Below are 24,096 nucleotides of genomic sequence, written 5' to 3'. Positions count from 1 at the left end.
GCTGCACGGGGAGGTGACACCGTGACGCGCCACGAAAAGGGGTTGCCGTTTCCGCGACTACCCCGTGGCCCGAACGACCGTCGCCTCGGCGACAGATCCGTAGCCGCTGAGGATGACGGTCCGGTCGTCGTCGACCACGATCGCGTCGCCCTCCTCGAGCTGCTCGCCGCGGTATCGCAGTGTCGGGCACAGCGCGACGACGACGACCACCTCCTGGCCGGCGCGACGGCGCAGCGTGCGGGCGCCGGTGACGTAGCTCCGCACCAGCTGACCCCCGCCGAACGCGCGGTCGACCATGAGGTTGAGGTCCCGCGCTCCCGGCGCATCCTCGATCGAGGCGACGTCAGCCTCACCCGGGAAGGCGACGACGTCGAACTGCGAGACGTCGCGCGCCGCTCCGGACAGGCGGAGGTGGATGCCGGCGGGCGTGAGCGGCATCAGCAGTCGGTCGATGCCATCGAATCGTGAGAAGGGCGCGGCCTTGTCGACGGTTGCGATGCTCACCCGCCAGGCGATGCGATCTCCCTCCCCGTCGCCGATACGGCCGGTTCGCGCGGCGGCGACCTCCTCGGTGACGCCCGCGCCGTTGCGCCAGGCGACGGGCGTGCGATCGCGCTGGCGTCGCAGGATCACGGCGCCGGCACCACGGCGCGCCCGCCGCGCCACACGGCCGCGGTCAGCGGCACGCCGGGGCGGTAGGCGAGGTGGGCGATCGAGGGCGCGTCGAGCATCTGCAGGTCGGCGCGAGAACCGGGGGCGATGACGCCGACGGCGTCGCTGCCTTCGACTCGGCCGACGACGCGCGCGGCGCCCCGGGTTGCGGCGAACACGGCCTCCTCGATCGTGAGGTGCATCTGCAGTACGGCCGTCGCGACGCACAGTGCCATCGAGGTCGTGAACGACGTGCCGGGGTTGCAGTTGGTGGCGAGCGCGATCCGGCCCCCGGCGTCGAGGAGTTGCCGGGCGGGTCCGAACGGCTCGCGTGTCGACAGGTCGCACACCGGCAGAAACGTCGCAACGGTGTCGGAGCCGGCAAGAGCGTCGATGTCGGCGGCGTCGAGGTGGTTGCAGTGGTCGACGCTCGCGGCGTCCAGCTCGACGGCGAGCGCGACGCCGCCGCTGCGGCCGAGCTGGTTGCCGTGCACGCGCAGCGCGAGTCCCGCGGCAGCGCCCGCGCGCAGGATCTCCCGCGACTCGTCGACCGTGAACGCGCCGGTCTCGCAGAAGACGTCGATCGCGTCGACGTAGGGGCGGACGGCGGCGAGCATCGGCCCCGTGACGAGGTCGATGTAGTCGCGGCGGTCGACGCCCGCCGGGACGATGTGCGCGCCCAGGTAGGTGACGGTGTCGGCGACCTGCGCGCCGATGCGCGCGCTCATGACCTCGGCCTCGACGTCGAGACCGTATCCGGTCTTCGTCTCGAGGTAGGTCGTGCCCTGCCGCTCCGCCTCACGTCGCAGTGAGTCGGCGCGCGCGAAGAGCTCATCCGCCGTCGCGGCGCGGGTCGCGTCGACGGTGGAGGTGATGCCGCCCGCGACGTACGGCGCGCCCGCCATCCGGGCCTCGAACTCCGCCCCACGGTCGCCGGCGAAGACGATGTGGGTGTGCGTGTCGACCCACCCGGGAAGCACGGCGCGGCCGCCGGCGTCGGTGCGGGTGTCGGCCGCTGGGGCGGATGCCGCGGATCCGACCCACGCGATGCGACCGCCGTCGATCACGACGGCGGCATCCGTGAGGCGCCCGTACTCGCCGCTGTGGGTGGTCAGCTCGCCGATGCCGGTGATGAGCTCGCTCATGGGAACCTCCGGAGTGCGTCGTGCAGCAGCTGGGCGGGGCTGGTGCCGTGGGCGAGGCGCCCGCGCGAGGCGACGGTGTGCCCTCCGACGATGACGCGACGTGCGTCGGCAGCGGTCGCGGTGAGCATGAGCTCGGTCGGGTGCGACCCGAGCGTGCGCGCCGACGCGGCGTCGATCTCGACCAGGTCGCACGGCCCGCCGGGCTGCAGCGGCGCGACCTGCCAGCCGAGCGACCGGTAACCGTCGGCGGTGGCCGCACGCAGGATCTCGGCGGGGGCGAACCGGCCGCGCGCTCCGTGCGCGAGCCGCTCGTGCATCTCGAGGCCGCGGGTCTCGAGGAACGGGTCGACGACGGCGTTCTGATCCGACCCGACGGCGAGGCGCGCGCCGGCACTCAGCAGCTCGCGCGCCGGTCCGATCCCGTCGCCGAGGTCGGCTTCGGTGGTGGGGCACATGACGATGGATGCCCGGGCCTGTCCGAGCAGCGCGATGTCGCCGCCGGTGAGGTGGGTGGCGTGCACGGCGGTGGCGCGTGCCGACAGTACGCCGGCCTCGCTCAGCAGCTCGGTGGGCGTGAGACCATACGCGGCGACGCAGTCGGCGTTCTCCTGCGGCTGCTCCGACAGATGGACGTGGAGGGGCACATCGGCGGTGAGCCCGGCGGCGATCTGCGCGATCGCGTCGCGCGGCACCGCCCGCACCGAGTGGACCGCGGCCCCGAGCCGGGCGCCGTGGCCGACGCGGTCGCGCAGCTCATGCCAGCGATCGAGGTAGGCGCCTGCGGACCCGTCGCTGAAGCGCTCCTGCTTCGGCGCGAGCGGACGGTCGATGCCGCCGGTGAGGTAGGCGGTGTCGAGGAGGGTGAGCCGGATGCCGACGCTCTCGGCGGCGGCGGCAACCGCCCGCTCCATCTCGTGAGGATAAGGGGTGCCGTCTTGCCGGTGGTGCACGTAGTGGAACTCCCCGACGGCGGTGTAGCCGGAGGTGACCATCTCGGCGAAGACGGCGCGCGCGAGCTCGAAGTAGCTCTCGGGATCGAGCCGTGCCGCCGCTGCGTACATGCTCTCGCGCCAGCGCCAGAAGTCGCCGCCGTGCGCGTGGGTGCGGCCGCGCAGCACGCGGTGGAAGGCGTGCGAGTGCGCGTTCGCGACCCCGGGAATCACGGTACCGAGGACGACGTCGTCGCCGCGCGGAGCGACGTCCGTCTCGACCGCGGCGACGAGGCCGCCGGCGTGGGTGAACCGGACGCGCTCGCGGACGCCGTCGGCGTCGACGACCCGGTCGCACCAGATGTTCACTGCAGCTCCTCCAGCACCGTGACGAGCGCGTCGATGCCGACGAGGCAGTCCTCGGCCTCCGCGAACTCGGCGGGGGCGTGCGAGATGCCGGTGGGGTTGCGGACGAAGACCATCGCCGTCGGCACCGTGCCGGCGAGGACCCCGGCGTCGTGCCCGGCGCCCGTCGGCAGCACCGGCACGTCACCCAGCGCCATGCGTAGCCGGTCGCGCACGCTCTCATCGAAGCGGACGGCGCCGCTCCACGACTGCTCGGCGAACTCGGATGCCCCGACACGGCGCGCGATGTCGGCAACGAGGTCGCGCACGTCGGCGTCCTCCTCGGCGCGCGCGTCGAGGCTCAGCTCCACGCGCGACGCGATGACGTTCGTCCCGCCCGGCACCGCGCTCACGCGGCCCACGGTCGCACGCGCGTCGCCCGCGGCGAGCGCCGCCTGCTCGATCTCGAGCACGGCGCGGGCTGCGGCGACCATCGGGTCGTCGCGGTCGCCCATCGCGGTCGCGCCAGCATGGTTCCCCTGCCCACGGAAGGTCAGCATCCATCGCCCGTGCGCGAAGATCGAGCTCGCGACGGCGACCGGGCTACCCAGCTCGATGAGCCCGCGCCCCTGCTCGACGTGCACCTCGACGAAGACGCCGATGCGGCCGAGCGCCTCATCGTCGCGCCCGACCTGCCGCGCGTCGAATCCGACGCGCTCGGCCGCCTCGGCGAAGCTCACGCCGTCTTCGTCGCGGAGCGCCCGCGCCCGGTCGGGGGCGAGCTCGCCGGTCATCAGCCGAGAGCCCATGCACGCGATGCCGAACCTGGAGCCCTCCTCCTCCGCGAACGCGACGACGGCCAGCGGACGGGTGAGCCGACTGCCGGCGGCCTGCAGTCGCGCGACGGCATCGAGTGCGACGACGATGCCGAGTGGCCCGTCGAACTCGCCGCCGCCGGGCACACTGTCGAGGTGGCTGCCGGTGACGACCGCGTCGGGTCCGGGTTCACCGAGCCACGCCCAGATGTTGCCATTGCGGTCGTGCTCGACGGAGAGCCCCAGCGCCTCGGCACGCTGGACGAACCAGGCGCGCATCTGCAGGTCGGGCTCCTGCCAGAGGTGGCGCGAGTATCCGCCGCGCACGGGATCGACGCCGATGCCGGTGAGCTCGTGCAGCCCCGTCAACCGGCCGCCCGTCACCAGGCTCGAGGTCATCCCTGCTCCCACATCGGCACGCGCAGGCCGCGCTCACGGGCCACTTCGGCGGCGCGCTCGTAGCCCGCGTCGACGTGCCGCATGACGCCCGTGCCGGGGTCGTTGGTGAGCACGCGCTCGATCTTCTCCGCCGCCAGCGGTGTGCCGTCGGCGACCACGACCTGGCCGGCGTGGATGCTGCGGCCGATGCCGACGCCGCCCCCGTGGTGGAGGGACACCCAGGTCGCGCCGCTCGCGGTGTTGAGGAGGGCGTTCAGCAGGGGCCAGTCGGCGATGGCATCCGAGCCGTCCGCCATCGCCTCGGTCTCGCGGTACGGCGAGGCGACCGAGCCGGAGTCGAGGTGGTCGCGGCCGATCGCGACGGGGGCGGACAGTTCACCGGAGGCGACCATCTCGTTGAACTTCAGGCCGGCGAGGTGGCGCTCCTTGTAGCCGAGCCAGCAGATGCGTGCGGGGAGACCCTCGAAGTGCACCTTCTCGCCGGCGGCGGTGATCCAGCGGCGGAGCTTCTCGTCGTTCGGGAAGAGCTCGAGGATGGCCTTGTCGGTCGCGGCGATGTCGGCCGGGTCACCCGAGAGCGCCGCCCAGCGGAAGGGGCCGAGGCCTTCCGCGAAGAGAGGCCGGATGTAGGCCGGGACGAAGCCGGGGAAGGCGAACGCGCGATCGTAGCCGCCGAGCTCGGCCTCACGGCGGATGGAGTTGCCGTAGTCGAACACCTCGGCGCCGGCATCCTGGAACTCGACCATCGCCTTCACATGGGCGGCCATCGAGGCGCGCGACAGGCGAGTGAACTCCTCGGGGTCGTCGGCGGCAGCGCGCTGCCAGTCCTCGAGGGAGACCTCGACGGGCAGGTAGCTGAGCGGGTCGTGCGCGCTGGTCTGGTCGGTGACGATATCGACGGCGACGCCGCGCGCGAGGATCTCCGGGAAGATGGTCGCGGCGTTGCCGACTAGTCCGACCGACAGCGGGCGCCGCTCGGCCTTGGCGGCGAGCACGCGCTCGATCGCGTCGTCGAGGTCGTCGGTCATCTCGTCGAGGTAGCCGTGCTCGACGCGGCGGCGCAGGCGGCCGGGGTCGACGTCGACGATGAGGACGGCGCCCTCGTTGAGGGTGACGGCGAGCGGCTGCGCGCCGCCCATGCCGCCGGCGCCGCCGGTGAGGGTCAGGGTGCCGGCGAGCGTCCCACCGAAGCGCTTCGTCGCGACCGCGGCGAACGTCTCGTACGTGCCCTGCAAGATGCCCTGCGTTCCGATGTAGATCCACGACCCGGCCGTCATCTGCCCGTACATCGTGAGGCCGAGGGCCTCGAGGCGGCGGAACTCTGGCCACGTGGCCCAGTCTCCGACGAGGTTCGAATTGGCGATGAGTACGCGCGGCGCCCACTCGTGGGTACGGAAGACGCCGACGGGCTTGCCGGACTGCACGAGCAGCGTCTCGTCCGACTCGAGCGTCTCGAGAGTGCGGACGATCGCGTCGTACGCCTCCCAGCTGCGCGCGGCACGTCCGGTGCCACCGTAGACGACGAGATCCTCGGGGCGCTCGGCGACCTCGGGATCGAGGTTGTTCATGAGCATCCGCAGCGGGCCCTCGGTCTGCCAGCTCTTCGCGGTGAGCCGGTTGCCTCGGGCGGCGCGGATGGTGCGGGTCTCGGATCCGGGAGTCGTCATGCAGACAGTGAACCCGCCTCGCGCCGCTTCATGTGGGGATGCCGTGGGGTTATCGTCTCATATATGGGACAGAGTCCGCCGTCCGCCGTGCCCGCCGCCCGACAGGCGCTGCGCGTGCTCAGCCATCTCGGCGCGCAGCGGGGGCCCGTGCCCGCTTCGGCCGTCGCCCGCGACCTCGGCATTCCCCGCTCCGCGTGCTACCGCATCCTCACCGCCCTGGTCGATCACGGCTATGCCATCCACTACCCCGAGGACCGCCGCTACGGCCTCGGCTACGCGGCCTACGAGCTGAGTTCCGGGTTCAGCCGGCAGGCGCCCCTGTCGCGCCTGGGTGCCCCCATCCTCGCCGCCCTCGTGGACCACGTCGGCGAGACGGCGCATCTCGGGGTGCTCGACGGCACCGACGTCATCTATCTGCTCGAGCAGCGGGCGCCGCACCGGCCGGTGCTCATCACCGACGTCGGCGTGCGCCTTCCCGCCCACCAGACCGCGACGGGCAGGTCGCTGCTCGCGTGCCTGCCCGCGACACAGCTGCGGGCCCTCTACGTGGAGGATCCCGTCGACCGCCGCAGCGCGCGCCCGTTCCGGGACCTGCCGCACCTGCGGCGCACCCTCGGTGAGGTCACCAGGGCGGGCTTCGCCGCCGAGAGCGGCGAGGTCAGCGACGGGTTCGCGTCGGTCGCCGTCGCGATCCGCGACCGCAACGGCTGGCCCGCGGCGAGCCTGGCGGTCACCTTCCCGCATGGCAACGTGCCGGAAGAATCCTGGCCCGACCTCGCGCACCGCATCGAGCGGTTCGCGAGCGAGCTCGGCCGCCGGCTCAGCGGCGCCGCCCCCGCGCGGTAGCGGGCGCTCAGGCCGACTGCGGGATGCCGACGGTGCGATGCGCGTGGCGCACGAGGTAGTCGTTGAGGGCGAAGGACGCCGCCACCGCGCGGACCGCGTCGCGCTCGATGATCGACGTGAGGATCTCTGTGTGCGCACGGGCGCCTGCGGCGATCTCATCCTGCTCGTCGTCGATGTTGACGAGCCAGAAGCGGCGCGAGAGGGTCTGCAGCGGCATCATCGCGTCGACGAGGAACTCGTTGTGGGTCGCCTTCGAAATGAGCTGATGCGTCTGCTTCACCGAATCGGCGTAGCCCTCGAGCGTGAATTCGGCCGCCTGCAGGTAGGCGAGCATCTTCCCCATCGCGTCACGCTCGGCCCTCTTCGCGCGCACGCACGCGAGTTCGACGGCGAGGGCCTCGAGGGGGCGACGGATCTCGAGCAGCCGCAGCTGCGACTCGACCGTGATCTCCGGGACGAACACGCCGCGGTTCGGGTGGATCTGCACGACGCGGTCGCGGGCGAGGCGCTGCAGTGCCTCGCGGACCGGGGTGCGACCGAGGCCGGTGGCTTCCATGAGCGACGCCTCGGACACGAGGGTCGCCGACGTGATCTGCTGCGAAGTGATCATGTCCTCGATGGCGTCGTACGCCTGATCGGCGAGACTCTTCTGTGCCACGGTCACCATCCTTCGCTCGCCCCGGGCGGATTCCACATTTTACAGGGCCGTAACAACAACCCTCTGGCATACGACCGGTATATCGGTAATGTGGCGCCCACGCGGCTCACGGTGAGCCGCCGATTTGAGGAGGAAAGACATGTCGACCGACGCGCAGTTGCACGCGGGTGAGGCCATCGAGCATCGCACCATCGACTGGATCCCCCCGACAGAGCGCCACGGGAGGCCGGGGTCGCTCTTCTTCGTATGGTTCGCCGCGAACACGTCCATCACTGCCCTCGTGACGGGCGCCCTGTTCGTGATCCTCGGCAACTCGCCGCTGTGGTCTATCCCGGCGATCATCATCGGCAACGTGCTCGGCGGTTGGGTGACGGCGCTGCACTCCGCGCAGGGTCCCAAGCTGGGAGTGCCGCAGATGATCCAGAGCCGTGCGCAGTTCGGTTACTATGGCGCGATCCTGCCGCTGGTGCTCGCCCTGTTCATCTACCTGGGCTTCTATGCGACCGGTCTCGTGCTCGGCGGGCAGGCGCTCGGATCGCTCCTGAACGTCGACCCGAAGGTGGGCGCCGCCATCTTCGCCGTCTTCTCCACCGTGCTCGCGATCATCGGATACCGCTGGATCCACCGGGTCTCGCACTTCGCGACGGTCCTGAGCGGTGTCGTGTTCATCGTGCTGCTGTTCGTCATCCTCGCCGCTCCGCAAGCCGCCGCTACGCTCGCCAGCGGGGAGTTCGCGCTCGCGCCGTTCATCCTCGGCATCTCGCTCTCGGCGTCGTGGCAACTCACCTTCGGCCCCTACATCGCCGACTACAGCCGCTACCTGCCGGAGTCGACGCCGCAGCGCGCCACGATCGGGTGGACCTTCCTCGGGAGCGTCCTCGGCGCCTCCCTCGCGATGAGCATCGGAGCGCTGGCCGCCGCGGTGGGCGGCGCCGCGTTCTCCGATAATCAGGTGCTGTATCTGGCCGGCCTCCTCGGCGGGTTTGGCTGGATCGTGTCGATCACGGTCGTCATCGGCAAGCTCGTCGGCAACACGCTGAGCTCGTATGGCGGGTTCATGTCGCTCGCGACGATCGTGACGGCCCTCGGCCGGAAGGACGTCGTGACCGCGCGCTCCCGCGCCGTGTACGTCGTGATCATCTCGGCGATCGCCTACGCGATCGCGGCGCTCGCGACCGACAACTTCCTCGGGAACTTCACGAACTTTCTGCTGTTCCTGCTGTACTTCATCACGCCGTGGTCGGCGATCAACCTCGTCGACTTCTACCTGATCCGCCACAAGGAGTACGACATCGCGGCGCTGTTTGATCCGAACGGCCCCTACGGCAAGGTCAGCGGTCTCGCTTTCATCGCGTACTTCGCCGGCATCCTCGTGCAGATCCCGTTCATGAACAGCTCCCTGTACGTGGGCCCGATCGCCAACCTGTTCGGCGGCGCGGAAGTCGCGTGGCTCATCGGCCTCGTCGTCTCCGGCTTCATCTTCTACTGGTTCAACCCGGCCCGCCGCGGCTCGCTCGCGACGCGCACCCGCTGAGCCGACCCCTCCCCATCAGAAAGCGCCGCACCATGAAGTTCGATCCGGCTCGCGAGAAGAGCCCCACCCCGCATTCACCCTTCAAGGGACTGACCGTCCCGCGTCCGATCGGCTGGCTCTCGAGCGTCAGCAGCGAGGGCGTGGAGAACCTGGCCCCCTACAGCCAGTGGCAGAACCTCACTTTCGACCCCCCGATGGTGATGTTCGCGGCGAACCAGTACCCCGACGGACGTCGCAAGGACACCGTCATCAATGCCGAGGAGACCGGCTGGTTCGTCTGGAACATGGCTACCTGGGCGCTGCGCGACGCCGTCAACATCAGCGCGATGGCGCTGCCGCCGGAGGTCAGCGAATTCGACCACGCCGGCGTCCCCCGCCGCGCCGCCGATCTGTCGGCAGCACCCATGGTCGCCGAGAGCCCCTTCCACTTCGAGTGCAAGTACCTCTCGACGCACCGCCTCAAGGGCAACTCGACGGTGGGCACGATCGACGTCGTCTATGCGACGGTCGAACGCATCCACATGGACGAGAACTCCCTGACCCCCGACGGACGCGTCGACATCGCCAAGGTGCGCCCGATCGCCCGGATGGGCTACTTCGACTACACCGTCGTCGACTCGACGTTCGAGATGCGCGTCCCCGGCGCGGACTCGGACGCCCAGGCCGGCCTCGGCGGCGAGCCCATGGGCTTCTCCGCCGAAGGCTGACTCGCGGATCCGCCGACTCTCCGCCGCGCGCCGACCCCCCACCACCGGCGTTTCCTCTGGACACCCTGCGGCACCCCGGGCGAGTAGGTGGATCCTCTCCGCGACGCCCGCGTGCGCTCCCCCAGCGCCCGCGGGCGTCGTGCTGCGCCCACGGAAGCCGACGAGGGGAACTGGTGCATCGGTGGCACGTTCGACGCGTTTGACCGAGTGAATCGGCCTGACTTTCGTTCCTATCGGGAGCTTTGTCCTGTCATCTCGCAGGACATCGGTGACGCTTCTGCATGAGGACATCCGTGACACTTCCGGCGGTCTTGGTGGTGTCGCTTCGGCCGGTGTGATGGGGTGAGTGACTCCGTCTGAGCCCGTTGATTCTCGTGTTCGCCTCGCCATCACGCAGTGGCCCGATGATGCCCCGCGCGGGGCGGTGAGTACGTTCTGCGCCGAGCGCGACATCTCCCGCAAGACGTTTTACGCGATCCGCAAGCGAGCCATCGAAGAAGGGCCGGCAGCGGCGCTCGAGCCGAAGTCACGCCGTCCGAAGTCGAGCCCGTCGATGCTGACCGACGAGGTCAAACGGCAGGCGATCGGTGTGCGGGCCGCGTTGGAGCAGTCCGGGCTGGATCACGGTCCGATCAGCGTGCACGACAAGATGCGCACGCTGAGGATGGACCCGGTGCCGTCGACGGCGTCGGTGGCGCATCGATGACCACTCCCGCCTCGCGGTGGCGTCCCACGTCGCCGCCGGCGAGACTTCGGCGTGCACGTCGTCGCGAAAGGCATCGCCGCGCACGGCGTCCCGCAACGCCTGCTCACCGATAACGGTGTCGCATTGAACCCGTCACGGCGCGGGATCGTCGGACAACTCGTCGACTACGTCACCCGGCTCGGGGTGAAGCCGATCACTGGGAAGCCCTACAAGCCGACCACGCAAGGCAAGAACGAACGCTTCCACCAGCCCCTGTTCCGATACCTCGACAAGCAGCCCGTCGCGGCGACACTCGCGCAAATGCAGGCGCACGTCGACGAGTTCGACCGGATCTACAACACCGAACGTCCCCACCAGGGGCTGCCCGGCCACCACCGGATGGCGGCGTCCCCCACGCTCGGCGTTTGCGAAGGTCAGCGGCTCGTTCGCCCAGTGGGCGCATCAAGCGATAGACGCAAAGTCGACGTGATGAGGTCGTCGGTTCGATTCCGACAGGCGGCTCCGGCGAACAGCCCCTGACCTGCGGAAACGCAGGTCAGGGGCGGTTCGGGTTCTGGTGGTCGCGCGATGCACTGGCCTCACTGCTCTGCCCGACACCGACGTCGCTCTGCTCTGCGACGGACCCCCTCGCCGGCCGAGCGCTGGGCAACGCAGCATGGCATTGCGTCGCGACCTGGCGACCGCTCGGCGGGGCGCGATCGTCTCGTGCGTTGGCGGACTACGGGAGCTTGGACGCGAGAACGTCGGCCGCCAGGATCTCGGGTGCTGCGCCGAGGAGGTGCTGGTTGGCCATCAGAGCTGCGACGATGGCGCCGTTGGCGTGGGCGTCGCGAGCGGCCTCGTCGGGGAATGCATCGAAGATCCAGAAGGTGTCGGCGTGGGTCCTGACCGCGAACCAGACAATCGTTCCTACTTCTTCGTTGGCGAGTGCGACAGCGCCGGCGAGCAGATCGGCGACCGCGTCGTGCTGTCCATCGGCCGCGACGATCTTGGCGACGAAGGCATACGGAAGTGATGTGGGTGTGGACATGAGGGACTCTCCTTGAGTCTGGGTTCTTCGTGGGACGAGTTCAGCGTATGACGAGCGAGGGCCGGTGGGGAGTGGCGTATACGGCAGTATTGCTATTGTTTACGTCATGCGTATCGGACTGATCGCGATCGACGGCTGCTTCGGTTCGGCTATCGCGTCGATCATCGACATCGTGCGGGTGGCCGACGGAGCCCGCGGCGATGTCGACCCGCGGATCGACCCGATCGAACTCGCCATCCTCGGACCGAAACGGCGAGTGACCACGACGGCATCGATGACCCTGACGGTGGACCACCCGCTGTCGGAGTCCGGAGAGTTCGACGTGGTCGTCGTCCCTGCGCTTGGAACCCTTACGGCCGCCGCTACCAACGACGCCCTCCAGAGCCGAGATGCTCGTTCGGTCATCGCCTCGCTCGGGCGCCTCGACGAGGCGACCACCCGGATCGCCGCGGCGTGCACCGGCGTGTTCGCCGTCGCCGAGACCGGACGGATGCATCATCGGCGGGCGACCACCAGCTGGTTCCTGGGGCCGGAGTTCCTGAAGCGCTATCCGACCGTCGCCCTCGATCTCGACACCATGGTCGTGGTCGACGGGAACCTCGTCACCGCCGGCGCCGCGTTCGCCCACATCGACCTCGCGCTCTCACTCGTGCGATCGATCAGCCCCGACCTGGCCCAACATGTCGCCAAGCTCCTCATCATCGACGAGCGCCCGTCGCAGGCGGCCTTCGTCGCCTACGAACATCTCCGGCACGAGGACCCGATCGTCGTCGAGTTCGAACGCTTCGTGCGCGCCCGCCTGGACGAACCGTTCAACGTCACCTTCGTCGCGCAGTCGCTCGGCACCAGCCGGCGCACCCTCGAACGACGAGTCCGTGCGGCGCTCAACCTCACTCCGCTCGGCTTCGTCCAACGGCTTCGCATCGAACGAGCTCGGCACCTCTCAGCAACCACGGACCTCACCTCCGCCGAGATCGCGCTACGGGTCGGCTACGCGAACGCCGAGACTCTGCGCTCCCTCCTGCGTAGGGAGCGACGCCGTTCCTGACCTATCGCAATGCATGTAGCCGGTGTGCTAGTGCTCGACTGGAACCACCTCTCAGCACGTCGCGTTGACGCTCCCGCGTCGCCCCTGGACGACACACTCGACACGCCCGCAGCACAGGCCATGTGATGTGTCCCGGCTTCGCGGACGGTCGGGGTTGGGTGGCTGTGATGTCGCTGCGTTCTCGTCGAGAGGATCAGCAGACCCGATCAGAGCCGATTGGGATAGGACGCGAAGGCGGTCAGGTCAGGGCGGCCGAAGCCGGCCGGCGGGGTAGCGTCGGTCACGTCGAGGTCTTTCGGATGGATGGCGTAGAAACCTCCATCGTCGGGAGATCTCGACGTCTATCTGCGGACCGACGCGCCCGGCCGACCTACACCCTCATCTGGGAAGAGCCTGGTTTGGCGCAGGCACCGGTCAGATCTATATCGCCGACGCACTGAGGCATCGCAAGAGAGCCAGGAGCCTGACCCGGTTTCCATCGACATGGCTCTGCGCTCAGTTGTCGCGGCGACGTCGGTGCCGATCCTGCCGCAGGTCGTCGACCGCCTCCTGGAACCAGACCGCACAGCGGACGAACGCCTCGCCGAGGATGGGCGGCTCGCCGGTCATGCACTGCGCCGGCTGGTGCACGGAGATCTCGCGGGAGTGTTCGACGGTCCCAGCACCGTGCAGTTCGACCCGACCCTGCCAATGCTGTCGCTGGACCTGTCCCGGGTGACGGAGAACTCCGCGCTCATCTCCGTGCTGATGACGTGCGCGAGCGCGTGGATGGAATCCGCGCTGCTGGACCCGGCGGGCGGACAGAGATGGGTGATCTACGACAAGGCTTGGCGGCTGACTTCCTACGCGAGCCTGCTGCTCCGCATGGACGCGCACTGGCGGCTCGCGAGGGCGTTGGGTATTGCGAACATGTTGATCTTCCACAAGCTCAGCGACCTGGACACCGTTGGCGACTCCGGCTCAGCGATGCGCGCGCTCGCGTCTTCGCTGCTCGCCAACGCGGAGACGCGCGTGATCTATCGGCAGGAGAGCGACCAGATCACCGGGACCGGAGCGATGCTCGGGCTGACCGGCACCGAGCGCAAGCTCATCCCCGGCCTCGGCACCGGCAAGGGCTCTGGCGCATCAAGGAAAGGTCGTTCCTCGTGCAGGCGCAACTACATCCCGCTGAGCTCCAGGCGTTCCAGACAGACACACGCCTGATAGGCGAAAGTAACGGGTTCCGCGGAATTCGTTCGGATTCTCGGGGAACCTGAGTATCCAGGAGCGGTTTCAGGATAGTTGGATTGATGGGTTCCTGGAACCTGTGCCCGCATGCGTGATGAGTTCGGAACCTGCCCGGTTGCTTATCTATTGCCGGGCGAGGTCGCGACGGCGGAAGCCGGCGAACCCGACGAGCAGGAAGAACAGGGTGACGAGGCTGATCCAGACCAGCCCCCACCCGTCCGCGTCGCTGTCGGTGACGTTGGGAATCTGCCAGAACGGGCTGATCGCGAGGACCCAGTCCCAGAGCTTGAAGGTGGGTCCGAGGAGGGTGAGCACGAACGAGGCGAGCACCCCGACCCAGGCCGCCAGCGGTACCGCGGGCCGGGCACCGATGACGGCGACGGACACGGCGATCACCGTCCACACGGCGGGGATCGTCGCGACGGCTTGCAGGATCGCGTCGCCGAAGTCCACACCGATGTCCGCGTTCGACGCGAGCGTCGCGATCACCAGGCCGGCGATGAGCACGTACACGGCGGGAGCGATCAGGGCGATGAGAACGTTGCTGCCGTAGTAGCGGGGTCGGGCGATCGCGCCGGCCATGAGGGGTTCGACGCGGTCTTCGAGCTCTTCGGTGCGGACTTTGAGCATGGACTGCACGCCGGGGATGGAGGCGAGGATGCCGACGAGGCTGAGGATCGTGACGAGGAACGCGGAGATCAGCTTGTTGCTGCGCGGCTTGCCGCCTCCGCTATGGGTATCCCCCGCTTCACGAGCTTGACTTCCTCGTGGAACTCGAGCTCGTCGAGGATCGCCGAGCTCCAGGTCGGTCGATACGCGCCCTCGATCGCGAGGGAAAGGAGGAAGTCACGCTGCAGGCTCGGCCACAGCACGCTGGTGTCGAGGGTCGCCGTGAACACGACCCCATACTGTCAGTCTGCGAAGTCAGAGCCGGGTAGCCCGCCTTGCGGCGACCGCCTTCCTCGCCGCCTTGAGGTCCTCGAGCGTCTGCTCGATGTTGTCTTCGTCGACAGCGTCGCGCGTCGCGGCGAGCATGTCGTACTGACGCTCCCGCCGGCGCTCTCGGTACTCGAGCAGATCCGAGAGGAGAGCGCGTCGGTGCGTTCCCGCCTTCTCAAACGGGATCTCGCCCTCGTCGAGGAGCTTCACAATGGTCGGGCGGCTCACGTTCAGGAGATCCGCTGCCTGCTGGGTGGTGAGCCGTGTTGTCTGGGGTACAACTGACACGGCAAGCCCGCTCTGCATCGCGTCCACGATCTTGCGGAGAGCGAGGTAGACCTCTTCCGGAAGCTCGACCTGGTCGCCTGGACGCGCCCCCGCAAGGAAGTACCTTGGCTCGGGAAGAGCCCGACCGCCGGCCTCATGGGCGGTGAGGAAGTCCAGCACAGGGGCAAGCTCGACTCCCCTGCTGGGAAGGTACGTCTCTTCAACGACAGCAGCGCGAGACAAGGAAATCACCTCAATACACGTAAACGCAGGTGGTTGCGTTTGTTGCGATTAAGGTACCACGCGTCACCGACAGGTCGATAGGAGCGCGCTGGGGCAACGATCAGATGCCTCGTCAGGACACCCCGAGCCGTGCGAGCGCGTAGCTCCACGGAATGCGCTCCTGCTCGAGGCGTATGTTGCCCTCCGCGCTCAGCGACTGGAGAGTCGCGCGCTCATCAGGCGTGAGCAGCTCGAACACGCCGACGTTCGGATCCGGATCGGTCCCCCACAGATCACGGTGGTCGAACAGAGTATCCATATCCATCAATGCTGACGTTGCGTTCACTCCCCTGGCTCGAAGTCGGTTGAGTATGGCGAATCCGTGCGAATCGAGATCGCCCCAGTAGGTGACCGTTTGCGCCCACGGGAGGCGGGCGACGAGATCGACGCGGTGACCGCCACCGTGCACTGCTACTGCTTGGGGCACATCCGGCATCGCGAGCAGGGTGGCGAGGTTTTCGAACACGAACACGCGCTCGGGTCGGATCGTGCTTGCCGCAAGGTCGTCGACGGGCGCCGACAGATCGGTGAGCCCCTGGAACGAGAGCGACGCATCGAGAGCACGGATCCGTATGAGCGGTGACGGCTCGCGAAGACCCAGTCCGGGCGCTCCGGTTCCCGCCCGATGCAACGCCTCGACGAGTCCGCGGCGAGATTCGATCCATTTGGTGTGGATGCCGCGGATCGGCAGTTCCCGCACCAGGTGGCCCGATTCCGGGTTCTCGCGCAACCAGGCCAGCACATGGACGAGCCTGTCGAAATCGGCGCCATCGAGATCGGCGATCGCGCCGGCATGGGCGCGGAGCACACTGCTGGCGTCGGAACCGGCCAGGCCTCTCAACTCGTCAAGTCGCGCCACCAGAAGTCGCCAGCCATCCGTCTCGCCCGCCGCTCGAGCGATCGAATCCGTACCGCGCAGCACCGCGCGAACGGGGACTTCCTGCGACCCGATGCGTGACCAATTGCGGACGACCCACTCGAGCTCGATACCCGAGTCCTCGCTCACGCCGCGCCAGGCGTCGACCCACTGTCGAACCCGATTGAGATCGTCCAGCGCCTCCCGCTCCGTTGGCGGGCGGAGCGGAACGTCGAGCACGACATCGGTCTGCTGCTCGGCGGCCCAGGTGCGGGCATCGCGGTCGAAGAGTTTCTTCGCTCGCGCGCGCAGGTCAGACGGTGTGACAAGCGTGGTCACGCGCGCGACTCCGCGTGCGGCGGGGTGGCGACCTCAGGTTCATCGACCGAGAACACCACGTTCGCCAGCTGTGAGGCGTTGCGATCGGGGTTCGATACCGACGTGATCGCGCCCACGTACGGCTCGAGCGTCTGCAACAGCTTCTGCGGTGTCGCGAGGATCATGTGGAATCCGAACTCTCGGAACACCTCCATCGCGTTGCGCGTGTATCGGCTGTCAGCCTTGTCGAACGCCTCATCGAGCACGATCGACCCGAACCTCGGAACCTCGTCCTCTTCTTCAGTCAGCTGGTACCGCAGCGCTGCCGCGAGGCAGAAGATGACGAGCTTCTGCCGCTGACCACCCGACAAGCCCTCTGCGGAGTCATACACCCGCACAACGCGGCCGGCGACGTCCTTCTCCCGCGCGAGGAAGCTCACGTGAAGCCTCGTGTCAAGCACTCGGTTGCGCCAGTCGATGTCGACGCGGTCCTTGGATCCGAGTCGACCGATTACGCGCTGCAGCACGGCGAATCGTTGCTCGGCGCCGGCGGCCGACTCGTCGGCCCAGTTGCCTTCCACGATGCGGCGGAGGTCGGTGAGGAACTCCTCGACCTCCGGGGTCCGCGTCGTCTTCACATCGATCTCGAGGAAGCGGTCCGCTCCCTCGAACGGGGACCGTCCCAGGGATGCGTTGACGGGGAGGATTCGCTCGCGGATGAGACCCGGAGCGTCGCGGAGGTCGCTGAGCAAGTGTGCGACGACGTCCTGCGATCGTTCCCGCAACAGCTTGCGGAACTCGGACTCCTTCTCGGGCAGGCCGCGGGCGAGGATGCCGTCGCGCAGTTCCCGGTAGCCGTAGCGGTCGCGGATGTCAGCAGTCAGCTCTGCGGATGCAGCGGGCCACCCGAGCCGAAACTCGGCGGCGCGCCCGGCGAAGCTGGCCTCAGCATCCGCTGCGCGGCTGGCCGCGGCGTCCTTCTCCTTCGAGAGTGCCGACTGCACCTTTCGCGCGACTTCGTCCACCGTCTCCAGGCTCACGGAGCGTCGCTCGGCTCGGAACCGGCCCACGAGGGCGTCGGCGATCCGCTCCTCGACCGGTATATATGGGGTGGCCTCGAGTTCGGCGACGTGTGCCTCGATGCTTTCGACGTGATTGCGGGCGACAGCGTGGGCTCCGAGCGCCCGTGCGTGCTTCGCGTTCGTTTCGTCCAGTCGCTGGGTCGCTCGCTCCGCGGCCTCCTGTGCTTCGCGGAGAGTCCCCGATTCGCTGGTGAGCACCCGGAGATCGTCGCGCTGGGCCGCGGTAACCGCCATCGCGGATGCGAGGTCCACTTGGTCCCAGCTGAACGTCGATACGCGTGTGAAGACGTCGCGCCGACTGACAGCGTCCTGACGAAACGAGTCGGCCTCGTCGTCGCGGGCGGATGCTTCCTCCATCGCCGCCATCGCTTCCCGCCGACGCTCCAGCAAAGCCTCGAGCCGCGCGTGGGTGTCGCCGCCCAGCACCCATCGAGTGGCATCACCGGCCTCGTGACGGTCATCCTTCTCATACCTGCGTGAGTTGCGCTTGACCAGGCCGCCGATCGTGACGCCACGCTCGACGTCATCGAGCTCGTCGGGGTGCGAAACGCAGGTGTAGTCGAACTCGGAGGCCATGCGCCTGCGGACGTAGGACGCGAAGGGCCCATCGCTCACCGCGAGGCGATGAACGAGCGAGCGGGCATCCTTAGGGCGACGCGGCTCGTCGACGGCGTGCGGGACCGCTTCGATGACGAGCCGGACACCGAGTGTCCGCGAGTCGGCTGCCCGACGTGCGGCGACAAGATGTTCGTCCCGCACGAGGAGCGTCGACGCAAACAGGGCGAGCACTCGCTCTGCCGCGCCGCGCCAGGCGGAGTGCTGCTCGGTGACCGAGATCAGCTCGCCCGCAAAGGGGAATGCCGATGCCGGCACGCCGACAGCGTCCGCGAGGAATCGTCGTGCACTCAGAAGCTTCTCGTCGAGGTTGCTCCGGTGATCTCTCAGCGCCTGAATCTGCCTGGTGACTTCGTCCAGTGCCTTACGCGCCTGACTCGCGGCGTCACGCACCTCATACGACACAGCGGGGATGTCGCGCGCAACCTCGGTGACGGCCGCGGCAAGGAGCTCCGCAAACTGCTCGGGGTCTTCGGGCATTGGTGCGCCGATGCGCACCAGCTCTGCGGTCAACTGAGCTCGATATTGCCTAGTGACGTCCTCGGCACGCTGCGCACTGTCGACCCGCTCCTGCAGAAGCTCGACGCGCGCGCCGCCCTCGTCCCGGACCCGCGCCTTCGCGGTTTCCAGCGCCTCTGCCGCCAACCGCTGCTCTCGCGCGACGTCGCTCAGGTCGCTCTCGGCGCGCGCCAGCGCGGCGCGTGCGGGGCCCGCGGCTTCCTTCGCGAGCCGCAACTTGAGTCCCGCTGTGAAGGGCTCGACCCCGTCGTGCAGATCGGAGATCCCCGCCATCTCAGCGCCGGCCAGGTCGAACGCGGTGATCGCCTCGTCGACCTTGCGGAGCGCATCAGCCTGCTTCCTCAGGTCGACCACGTGCTTGTGCGCGGCATCGAGCTCCATGAACTGCTCAACGGCGGTCTCGGCCCGCGCGAAGGTCCCCGGCTGGTCGAGCATGAACCCGCGGAACAACGCGTCGAGGGTGCCGAGGTTCTTCGCTGATTGTGTCTTGTGGAGAAGCTGAAGCGTCGCATCTCCGCGGAAGCCGAACTGACGGATGACCCGCTCGTGAAAGCGTCCGTGTCGCCCGCCGGTGGTGATCAGCGCCTCGGGGAAGGCTTTCGACATGCGACGCGCGTCGATTCCGCCTTCGACGTGCGGCTTCACGTCGAGAAGCTCCATGTGACCTCGGGTGAAGATCCGCGCGTCCTTCAACGCGGTCGGTTCGGTGCGCGTGCCCGGTGCGTGGAACACGCGCAGCAGGACGACCGGTTCATCGCGGAGATTCTCGTAGCGCAGCAGGATGCCGCTCCAGGTTGCCCTCGAGCGCAGGTAGGTCGTGGTGGCCCGATCGGCAGTCTCGTCAGCTTCCTTGCTCCAGGCGCCACGCACATAGCTCATCAGCGTCCGATCGCTCTGCCGGGAAGCGCCATCCTGAGCCGCCGCGTTGAGACGCAACCACCTATCGGGGGTGAGGACGGCGGCAATCGCGTCGAGTAGCGACGACTTGCCCGATCCGGATGCGCCGGTGAACAGGTGGCCGACACGCGCGACATCCACGGCGACGTGGCCGGCAAACGTGCCCCAGTTGACGAGTTCGATCTGGGCAAGGCGCCACTGGCCGGGCCCGGTCGGATCGACCTCCGGCTCGTCGGTGGGGAAGCTCAGCATCGTCATTCTGTGTCATCCTCGGCATCCGTCGACGGGGCAGCGGATTCTCCTCCACCCTCTCGGGCGATCCGGTGGTACTCCGATGTGATCGCGCGGATCTGGTCGGCATCGACGAGCAGTCGGAGCACGGGCGAAATCTCGGCACGGGCATCGCCAACGGCGTGCAATACGCGGAGCTTGTTCTGCATCTTGTTCCACGACGAGTTGACGCGGCTCGCGAAGTCCTTCTCATCACGGTCCGGGGTGCGGAACACGGCGAGCTGCTCGAACACCTCCGCCTGCCCGACGATCACCCGACCGCGACCCTCCTCGCTCAGCAGCGTCTGGCGCAAGACGAGCAGCATTGCGGTGTCGAGGAACGTCAACGCCTCAGACCGCACTGCCTTCGGGGCGTCCTCGGACGGAGCGTTGCGGACGAAGGCGAACTCGTTGTCACGATCGATGACCAATTCGAGGAACAGGTCGGCAAGCCGGGAGCGGAGGACAGCCTCGTCGGTGAGCAGCACTGCCCACAGTTGCGCCTCGCGCGCGCCGGAAAGATACGGGCCACGCACCAGACGCAGCAAGACCCGGCGCGTGCGATCAGGGAGCTCGCCGGCGTCGCCACGCCAGAGGCCAGTGTGCTCGTCGGGGGCGACATCCGCCGTGGTCGATTCGGTCATACCACCGCTCCTGTGAATCGGTGCGCGGCCACAATCGCCGCACGCGGAACTCCGTCGGCGCCCTGCCAAGCGAGTACCTCGGGCTCATCGTCAACGGTGCCCTGCTCGGCGGCGATCGAGAGAAGTCCGATCACGCTGCCGACCCCCTGCGTCGCGGGGTATCGAGCAAGGACATCTGCGACGGTGCACGAGGGCACCTCGGCGAGCAGGTCGTTGACGTTCCGGGTGAGTTCGTCGAAGTCGATCTCGGTTTCGCGAGCGATCGCCCGTAGCTCCTCGAGGCTCGCGAGGGATGTCGTCTGCGTGACGATCTCTTCGGTGGCGGCGAATTCGGCGGGATCGTGAAGGTCGATCCCCCCGACGCTCGACAGCGCGACAGCAGAGAGATCCAGCGTGAGGAACGTCGGATGCCAAGGACGCGTATGCGCGGCGGCTTCCACCCCCGCGTGCTGAGCCTCCCGCAGAAGAGTTCTCAGGACCCGGTCGCGCTGGTAGTCCTGCGACTGCACGTAGCGGCGGAGCGCCCGGGCGAACAATGTGATGACGTCGTGGATCTCCGCGCTTCGTCCCTTGAGCGTTGTGAGGAAGGCGCGCAGTGCCCGGCGCTCATCCGAGGTGAGGTCGCGAGCGAATCCGCGGTCGAGGATGCGGCGGATGTCGGCCTCGAACGCCGCACCGAGTGCAGGGTCAAGGACGAGCTGGGAGAAAGCAGCGAAACTGCGGCCTGCATCCGAGTCGGAGATGTGGTCGATTCCGCGGAAGACTTCGTCGACGACGGCCGCCTGAGAGACATCGGACTCGACGATCTTCGCCCTCAGCGATGCATTCAGCATCTCGAACTCAGCACGCACCCGAGCAAAGTCGTCCGGCACGTCCGCCGCCTGGGCCAGCACGTCGCGAACGCGTTCGATCGCCCGGTCTTCATCGATCGCGGACTCGTCACCGGAACGCAGGCTCTCGATCCGCCGCTCAATCGACTCGATCTCTTCCTCGAGCAGAGCGATGCGCGCTGACACGTCAGGATCGGTGTCGATCGCGAGGCGACGGACCTGCGCCGCAAGACTCGCAAGCCGAGACTCGGTCACACTCGAACGCGGGGCGGCGCGACCCTGCAAGAAGCGGATCCCGGCGATCGCGTCCGGGGAAAGCTCGAGCGTCTCACCCCGCGCTTCCGATGACGGCCGACGCACCAGGAAGCCGGCCGATCGCCACTCCCCGCAGTACCCCTTCGCAGTCAGCGGCAAGATCAGTCCCTGCGCACGGAGCCGCTCGAGGTCAGCATCGATCCGCTCGTACAGCTCCTCAGCGTCGACTCGGCGCTCGTCTCCACCCAGGTGGGTGCCGAGAAGACCGGCGACCACGGGTGCGCTGTCGGCTCGAAGCAGCTTCCACGCCGCATCGCGCTCAGCAAGCTGAGCGAGCTCGAGAACCTGGGCGACGGCGGGCACGCGTCCATTGTGAAGGAACACACCGACATCCGTCGACGCGGCGGCGGCGGATAGCTCGGGCTGAGTCACCCGATGAGGTAGACCATCCCGCGACCGTCTGTCGCGAGCGACTCGACGAATTCCTGTGCCCACGTGAGGTAGTCGAGGACGTAGCGGAGCTCGTCGTCATCGTCGGCTCCGTGCCGGCTGCGCCAAGTGCGCGCCCACGTTCGCACCTGGTCCTCGTCGATCGCACAGAGGTCGTCCCGAATCGCCGGCACCTCCTCCGGCAGGATCGTCCTCACCCACGGGTCCCAGCCCATGTCGTGCATCGTCACGTTCCCCTCGAACATCCGGCAGCACGAGCCGGCGGCGGGACTTCCGGGCCCCGAGCGCGCGAGGGACTGCAAAGCGGACCATGCCTTGTCGAGATAGAGCATGTCGCACTTCGGTGAGACCTGCTCGAACGTCGCGACACTCACGCTCGCGTGCGGCTCCAGGCCCCATGCGTCAGCGAGCGGGTCGCTGGAGAGGATGCTGTGCGGGTCATCGACCGCCTGCTGAGCGCGGTCGGCATCGAAGGCATAAGCGTAATAGCGGATTCCCATGCGGCCAGCATCCCGACGTAGGCGCAGCCACGATCACCGCATCCCACGCCATGGGGAGAACGCGCCCGAATCCACCGCTGTGGAGGAACGGAGGCCTTCGCATGGCCCCGCCCCTAGAGACCGAGGGATATGCCCTCGCGGTCTCACGGGCAGCGGCACTGAACCTTCGCCCGGTCCAGCCGCAACCGAGCAGGTTGATGAGCGGGGACTCATGATTGAGCTCAGATCGCCCGGAACGGAACGCTTCGCAAACGTGGCAGAAATGGCGGATTTCGTGGCAGGCGCGAAATAAACAGCCGTTGATCTGGGGTTTTTCTGCGGAGACGGAGAGATTTGAAATCGCGCCGTTGGTAATCGAGGTCAACTGAAACCGCGTGATCCTGCGGGTTCTGACCTCGCCGGCATCCGCTTCGATCAGGTCAGTTCGGTTCGATTCGTGGCAGAAACGTGGCGGGTGTTCGGCGCGAAATCACGTGGCTGCACCCGCTCTTCAGTCATGCGAACTGGAGACTACGCGGACGCAGCTTCGACGATCATCTCGACGGCTTCGCTCATGCCGTATCGGTCGCGCAACGTGTCCAGGATCTCCTCGACGGTGAGCGTTGCACCGTAGCGGCCGGAACGACTCGCGATCTCCTGCACCGCGGCGAGCGCGAGCCGCGGGTTGAGCGCGACAGTGTTCTTCGCGAACTCCCTGGCGCTGAGCACCTGGATGCCCGGCGGAATCCGGTCGGCGGGGAAGTCCTTGAGATTCTCGGTGACGATCGCGCCGGCTCCCGCGATGACAGCCGCAGCGAGCACATGCTCGTCGTCGGGATCGGGCAGCCCGAGAGTACCCTCGAGCGGTTGCCACCCATCAACTTCTGCGTCGGCGAACTCTCGGCGCATCGCGGCAATGAGGGTCGCGGCGCGGCGGGCAGCCTCCGCACCAGGCATCCCACGCTTCACAAGCTTGGCTTCCTCGTGGAACTGGAGTTCGTCGAGAATCGCCGAACTCCATGTGGGTCGGTAGGTGCCCTCGATGGCGAGGGAAAGAAGGAAGTCGCGCTGCAGGCTCGGCCACAGCACGCTCGTGTCGAGAGTGGCCGTGAACATAGCGCAATCCTGTCAGGCGACGATCTCAGGCTCGGACGGCCCGCTTCGCTGCGACTGCCTTCCGGGCCGCTTTGAGGTCCTCGAGCGTCTGCTCGATGTTGTCTTCGTCGAGGGTGTCGCGCGTGGCGGCGAGCATGTCGTACTGGCGAGCGCGGCGTCGCTCCCGGTACGCGAGGAGATCCGCGAGGATGACGCGGCGGTGCGTGCCGGCCTTCTCGACCGGGATCTCACCTTCGTCGAGCAGCTTCACGACTGTCGGGCGGCTCACGTTCAGCAGATCCGCCGCCTGCTGGGTGGTGAGCCGTGTCGCCTGCGGCACGACGGACACCGCCAGCCCGCTCTGCATCGCGTCCACGATCTTGCGGAGCGCGAGGTAGACCTCTTCCGGAAGCTCCACCTGGTCTCCTGGGCGTGCGCCCGCGAGGAAGTACCGCGGTTCGGGAAGAGCTCGACCGGCGGCCTCGTGAGCGGTGAGGAAGTCCAGCACAGGAGCGAGCTGGTCGCCCCTACTAGGCCGTGTTGCTAAATGCTGTTGTGGGGCGGGTGGGCGATCCTTGAGGTGTGTCGCGA

The 24,096-nt window shown here is 68.2% G+C and carries 21 protein-coding genes and 2 pseudogenes; 6 read left to right on the top strand and 17 right to left on the bottom strand.

All coding sequences use genetic code 11. The features are described 5' to 3' along the window. Nucleotides 1–57: 57 nt before the first annotated feature. From AS96_RS08235 to hutU, 5 genes are read right to left on the bottom strand one after another with little or no spacing between them, the layout of a single operon-like run. The gene (locus AS96_RS08235) at nucleotides 58–633 is read right to left on the bottom strand and encodes a HutD/Ves family protein (RefSeq protein ID WP_197017282.1); all 576 of its coding nucleotides are present in this window, start codon (nucleotides 631–633) and stop codon (nucleotides 58–60) included. Next, a complete protein-coding gene (hutI, locus tag AS96_RS08230) occupies nucleotides 630–1,796 on the bottom strand; it encodes an imidazolonepropionase (RefSeq protein ID WP_036288156.1) in 1,167 nt (388 codons plus the stop codon). Before hutI ends, AS96_RS08235 begins: the two co-directional genes overlap by 4 nt. Continuing rightward, nucleotides 1,793–3,094 carry a formimidoylglutamate deiminase gene (locus tag AS96_RS08225; protein WP_036288153.1) on the bottom strand — a complete coding sequence of 434 codons (1,302 nt, stop codon included), beginning with the start codon at nucleotides 3,092–3,094 and terminating at the stop codon, nucleotides 1,793–1,795. Before AS96_RS08225 ends, hutI begins: the two co-directional genes overlap by 4 nt. Then, nucleotides 3,091–4,284 (bottom strand): allantoate amidohydrolase, encoded by a 1,194-nt coding sequence (locus AS96_RS08220; protein ID WP_051498803.1) that lies wholly within the window; start codon nucleotides 4,282–4,284, stop codon nucleotides 3,091–3,093. The genes AS96_RS08225 and AS96_RS08220 overlap by 4 nt, the downstream gene beginning before the upstream one ends. Further along, complete coding sequence (gene hutU, locus AS96_RS08215) at nucleotides 4,281–5,951, bottom strand: urocanate hydratase (protein WP_036288149.1); 1,671 nt, start codon at nucleotides 5,949–5,951, stop codon at nucleotides 4,281–4,283. The genes AS96_RS08220 and hutU overlap by 4 nt, the downstream gene beginning before the upstream one ends. A 63-nt stretch (nucleotides 5,952–6,014) precedes the next feature. Here hutU and AS96_RS08210 point away from each other — a divergent pair, with 63 nt between their 5' ends. Then, nucleotides 6,015–6,797 carry an IclR family transcriptional regulator gene (locus AS96_RS08210; RefSeq protein WP_036288146.1) on the top strand — a complete coding sequence of 261 codons (783 nt, stop codon included), beginning with the start codon at nucleotides 6,015–6,017 and terminating at the stop codon, nucleotides 6,795–6,797. Between the two features lie 7 nt (nucleotides 6,798–6,804). Here AS96_RS08210 and AS96_RS08205 read toward each other — a convergent pair whose 3' ends face one another. Beyond that, on the bottom strand, nucleotides 6,805–7,464 hold the full coding sequence (locus tag AS96_RS08205) for a GntR family transcriptional regulator (protein WP_036288143.1): 660 nt from the start codon (nucleotides 7,462–7,464) through the stop codon (nucleotides 6,805–6,807). Nucleotides 7,465–7,594: 130 nt separating this feature from the next. On the opposite strand from AS96_RS08205, the gene AS96_RS08200 reads away from it, so the two are divergent. The 3 genes and pseudogenes from AS96_RS08200 to AS96_RS14955 all read left to right on the top strand — a co-directional run. Beyond that, nucleotides 7,595–8,989 (top strand): purine-cytosine permease family protein, encoded by a 1,395-nt coding sequence (locus tag AS96_RS08200; RefSeq protein WP_036288140.1) that lies wholly within the window; start codon nucleotides 7,595–7,597, stop codon nucleotides 8,987–8,989. Nucleotides 8,990–9,021: 32 nt separating this feature from the next. Continuing rightward, nucleotides 9,022–9,696: a flavin reductase family protein gene (locus tag AS96_RS08195; protein ID WP_036288137.1), complete on the top strand. Its 675-nt coding sequence runs from the start codon at nucleotides 9,022–9,024 to the stop codon at nucleotides 9,694–9,696. 346 nt (nucleotides 9,697–10,042) lie between these two features. Continuing rightward, nucleotides 10,043–10,765 (top strand): annotated as a pseudogene (locus tag AS96_RS14955) (integrase core domain-containing protein); the annotation flags it as partial. A gap of 355 nt (nucleotides 10,766–11,120) precedes the next feature. Here AS96_RS14955 and AS96_RS08185 read toward each other — a convergent pair. Continuing rightward, the gene (locus AS96_RS08185) at nucleotides 11,121–11,432 is read right to left on the bottom strand and encodes a putative quinol monooxygenase (protein ID WP_036288134.1); all 312 of its coding nucleotides are present in this window, start codon (nucleotides 11,430–11,432) and stop codon (nucleotides 11,121–11,123) included. Nucleotides 11,433–11,538: 106 nt separating this feature from the next. On the opposite strand from AS96_RS08185, the gene AS96_RS08180 reads away from it, so the two are divergent. Next, nucleotides 11,539–12,480: a GlxA family transcriptional regulator gene (locus tag AS96_RS08180; protein ID WP_036288131.1), complete on the top strand. Its 942-nt coding sequence runs from the start codon at nucleotides 11,539–11,541 to the stop codon at nucleotides 12,478–12,480. Between the two features lie 474 nt (nucleotides 12,481–12,954). After that, nucleotides 12,955–13,736, top strand: a pseudogene (locus AS96_RS15250) (ATP-binding protein); the annotation flags it as partial. 94 nt (nucleotides 13,737–13,830) lie between these two features. Here the strand turns inward: AS96_RS15250 and AS96_RS08170 are convergent. From AS96_RS08170 to AS96_RS08125, 10 genes are all read right to left on the bottom strand, one after another. Then, a complete protein-coding gene (locus AS96_RS08170) occupies nucleotides 13,831–14,346 on the bottom strand; it encodes a hypothetical protein (protein ID WP_155947540.1) in 516 nt (171 codons plus the stop codon). A 59-nt stretch (nucleotides 14,347–14,405) separates the two neighbouring features. Beyond that, nucleotides 14,406–14,606, bottom strand: a complete 201-nt coding sequence (locus AS96_RS08165) for a hypothetical protein (protein ID WP_036288128.1) — start codon at nucleotides 14,604–14,606, stop codon at nucleotides 14,406–14,408. Between the two features lie 25 nt (nucleotides 14,607–14,631). Further along, nucleotides 14,632–15,156, bottom strand: coding sequence for a helix-turn-helix domain-containing protein (locus AS96_RS15475; protein ID WP_036288304.1), 525 nt, complete (start codon nucleotides 15,154–15,156; stop codon nucleotides 14,632–14,634). A gap of 112 nt (nucleotides 15,157–15,268) precedes the next feature. Further along, nucleotides 15,269–16,390, bottom strand: coding sequence for a DUF3322 domain-containing protein (locus AS96_RS08155; RefSeq protein ID WP_036288125.1), 1,122 nt, complete (start codon nucleotides 16,388–16,390; stop codon nucleotides 15,269–15,271). Next, nucleotides 16,387–19,740 carry an ATP-binding protein gene (locus tag AS96_RS08150; RefSeq protein WP_051498799.1) on the bottom strand — a complete coding sequence of 1,118 codons (3,354 nt, stop codon included), beginning with the start codon at nucleotides 19,738–19,740 and terminating at the stop codon, nucleotides 16,387–16,389. Before AS96_RS08150 ends, AS96_RS08155 begins: the two co-directional genes overlap by 4 nt. Beyond that, on the bottom strand, nucleotides 19,737–20,396 hold the full coding sequence (locus AS96_RS08145) for a DUF4194 domain-containing protein (protein ID WP_036288122.1): 660 nt from the start codon (nucleotides 20,394–20,396) through the stop codon (nucleotides 19,737–19,739). The genes AS96_RS08150 and AS96_RS08145 overlap by 4 nt, the downstream gene beginning before the upstream one ends. After that, complete coding sequence (locus AS96_RS08140; RefSeq protein WP_036288300.1) at nucleotides 20,393–21,844, bottom strand: DUF3375 domain-containing protein; 1,452 nt, start codon at nucleotides 21,842–21,844, stop codon at nucleotides 20,393–20,395. Before AS96_RS08140 ends, AS96_RS08145 begins: the two co-directional genes overlap by 4 nt. 65 nt (nucleotides 21,845–21,909) lie before the next feature. After that, nucleotides 21,910–22,431 carry a DUF1877 family protein gene (locus tag AS96_RS08135; RefSeq protein ID WP_051498798.1) on the bottom strand — a complete coding sequence of 174 codons (522 nt, stop codon included), beginning with the start codon at nucleotides 22,429–22,431 and terminating at the stop codon, nucleotides 21,910–21,912. A 510-nt stretch (nucleotides 22,432–22,941) separates the two neighbouring features. Then, entirely contained in the window at nucleotides 22,942–23,526 is a 585-nt protein-coding gene (locus AS96_RS08130; protein ID WP_036288116.1) for a PIN domain-containing protein, read from the bottom strand. Nucleotides 23,527–23,551: 25 nt separating this feature from the next. Beyond that, the coding region (locus AS96_RS08125) for a helix-turn-helix domain-containing protein (protein ID WP_231477177.1) at nucleotides 23,552–24,096 on the bottom strand (545 nt) is incomplete at its 5' end.

Origin of the sequence: Microbacterium sp. MRS-1, assembly GCF_000585455.1 — a bacterium.
Taxonomy (GTDB): Bacteria; Actinomycetota; Actinomycetes; order Actinomycetales; family Microbacteriaceae; genus Microbacterium; species Microbacterium laevaniformans.
The sequence above is the reverse complement of the archived record's forward strand: the minus strand, read 5'-3'. Positions and strand labels throughout refer to the sequence as shown.

What these genes read in the sequence shown, in the direction of transcription:
- AS96_RS08185 (WP_036288134.1), bottom strand. Translation starts at nt 11,432, where the DNA reads ATGTCCACACCCACATCACTTCCGTATGCCTTCGTCGCCAAGATCGTC.
- AS96_RS08210 (WP_036288146.1), top strand. Translation starts at nt 6,015, where the DNA reads ATGGGACAGAGTCCGCCGTCCGCCGTGCCCGCCGCCCGACAGGCGCTG.
- hutU (WP_036288149.1), bottom strand. Translation starts at nt 5,951, where the DNA reads ATGACGACTCCCGGATCCGAGACCCGCACCATCCGCGCCGCCCGAGGC.
- AS96_RS08180 (WP_036288131.1), top strand. Translation starts at nt 11,539, where the DNA reads ATGCGTATCGGACTGATCGCGATCGACGGCTGCTTCGGTTCGGCTATC.
- AS96_RS08200 (WP_036288140.1), top strand. Translation starts at nt 7,595, where the DNA reads ATGTCGACCGACGCGCAGTTGCACGCGGGTGAGGCCATCGAGCATCGC.
- AS96_RS08150 (WP_051498799.1), bottom strand. Translation starts at nt 19,740, where the DNA reads ATGACGATGCTGAGCTTCCCCACCGACGAGCCGGAGGTCGATCCGACC.
- AS96_RS08130 (WP_036288116.1), bottom strand. Translation starts at nt 23,526, where the DNA reads ATGTTCACGGCCACTCTCGACACGAGCGTGCTGTGGCCGAGCCTGCAG.
- hutI (WP_036288156.1), bottom strand. Translation starts at nt 1,796, where the DNA reads ATGAGCGAGCTCATCACCGGCATCGGCGAGCTGACCACCCACAGCGGC.
- AS96_RS08145 (WP_036288122.1), bottom strand. Translation starts at nt 20,396, where the DNA reads ATGACCGAATCGACCACGGCGGATGTCGCCCCCGACGAGCACACTGGC.
- AS96_RS08205 (WP_036288143.1), bottom strand. Translation starts at nt 7,464, where the DNA reads ATGGTGACCGTGGCACAGAAGAGTCTCGCCGATCAGGCGTACGACGCC.
- AS96_RS08220 (WP_051498803.1), bottom strand. Translation starts at nt 4,284, where the DNA reads ATGACCTCGAGCCTGGTGACGGGCGGCCGGTTGACGGGGCTGCACGAG.
- AS96_RS08135 (WP_051498798.1), bottom strand. Translation starts at nt 22,431, where the DNA reads ATGGGAATCCGCTATTACGCTTATGCCTTCGATGCCGACCGCGCTCAG.
- AS96_RS08195 (WP_036288137.1), top strand. Translation starts at nt 9,022, where the DNA reads ATGAAGTTCGATCCGGCTCGCGAGAAGAGCCCCACCCCGCATTCACCC.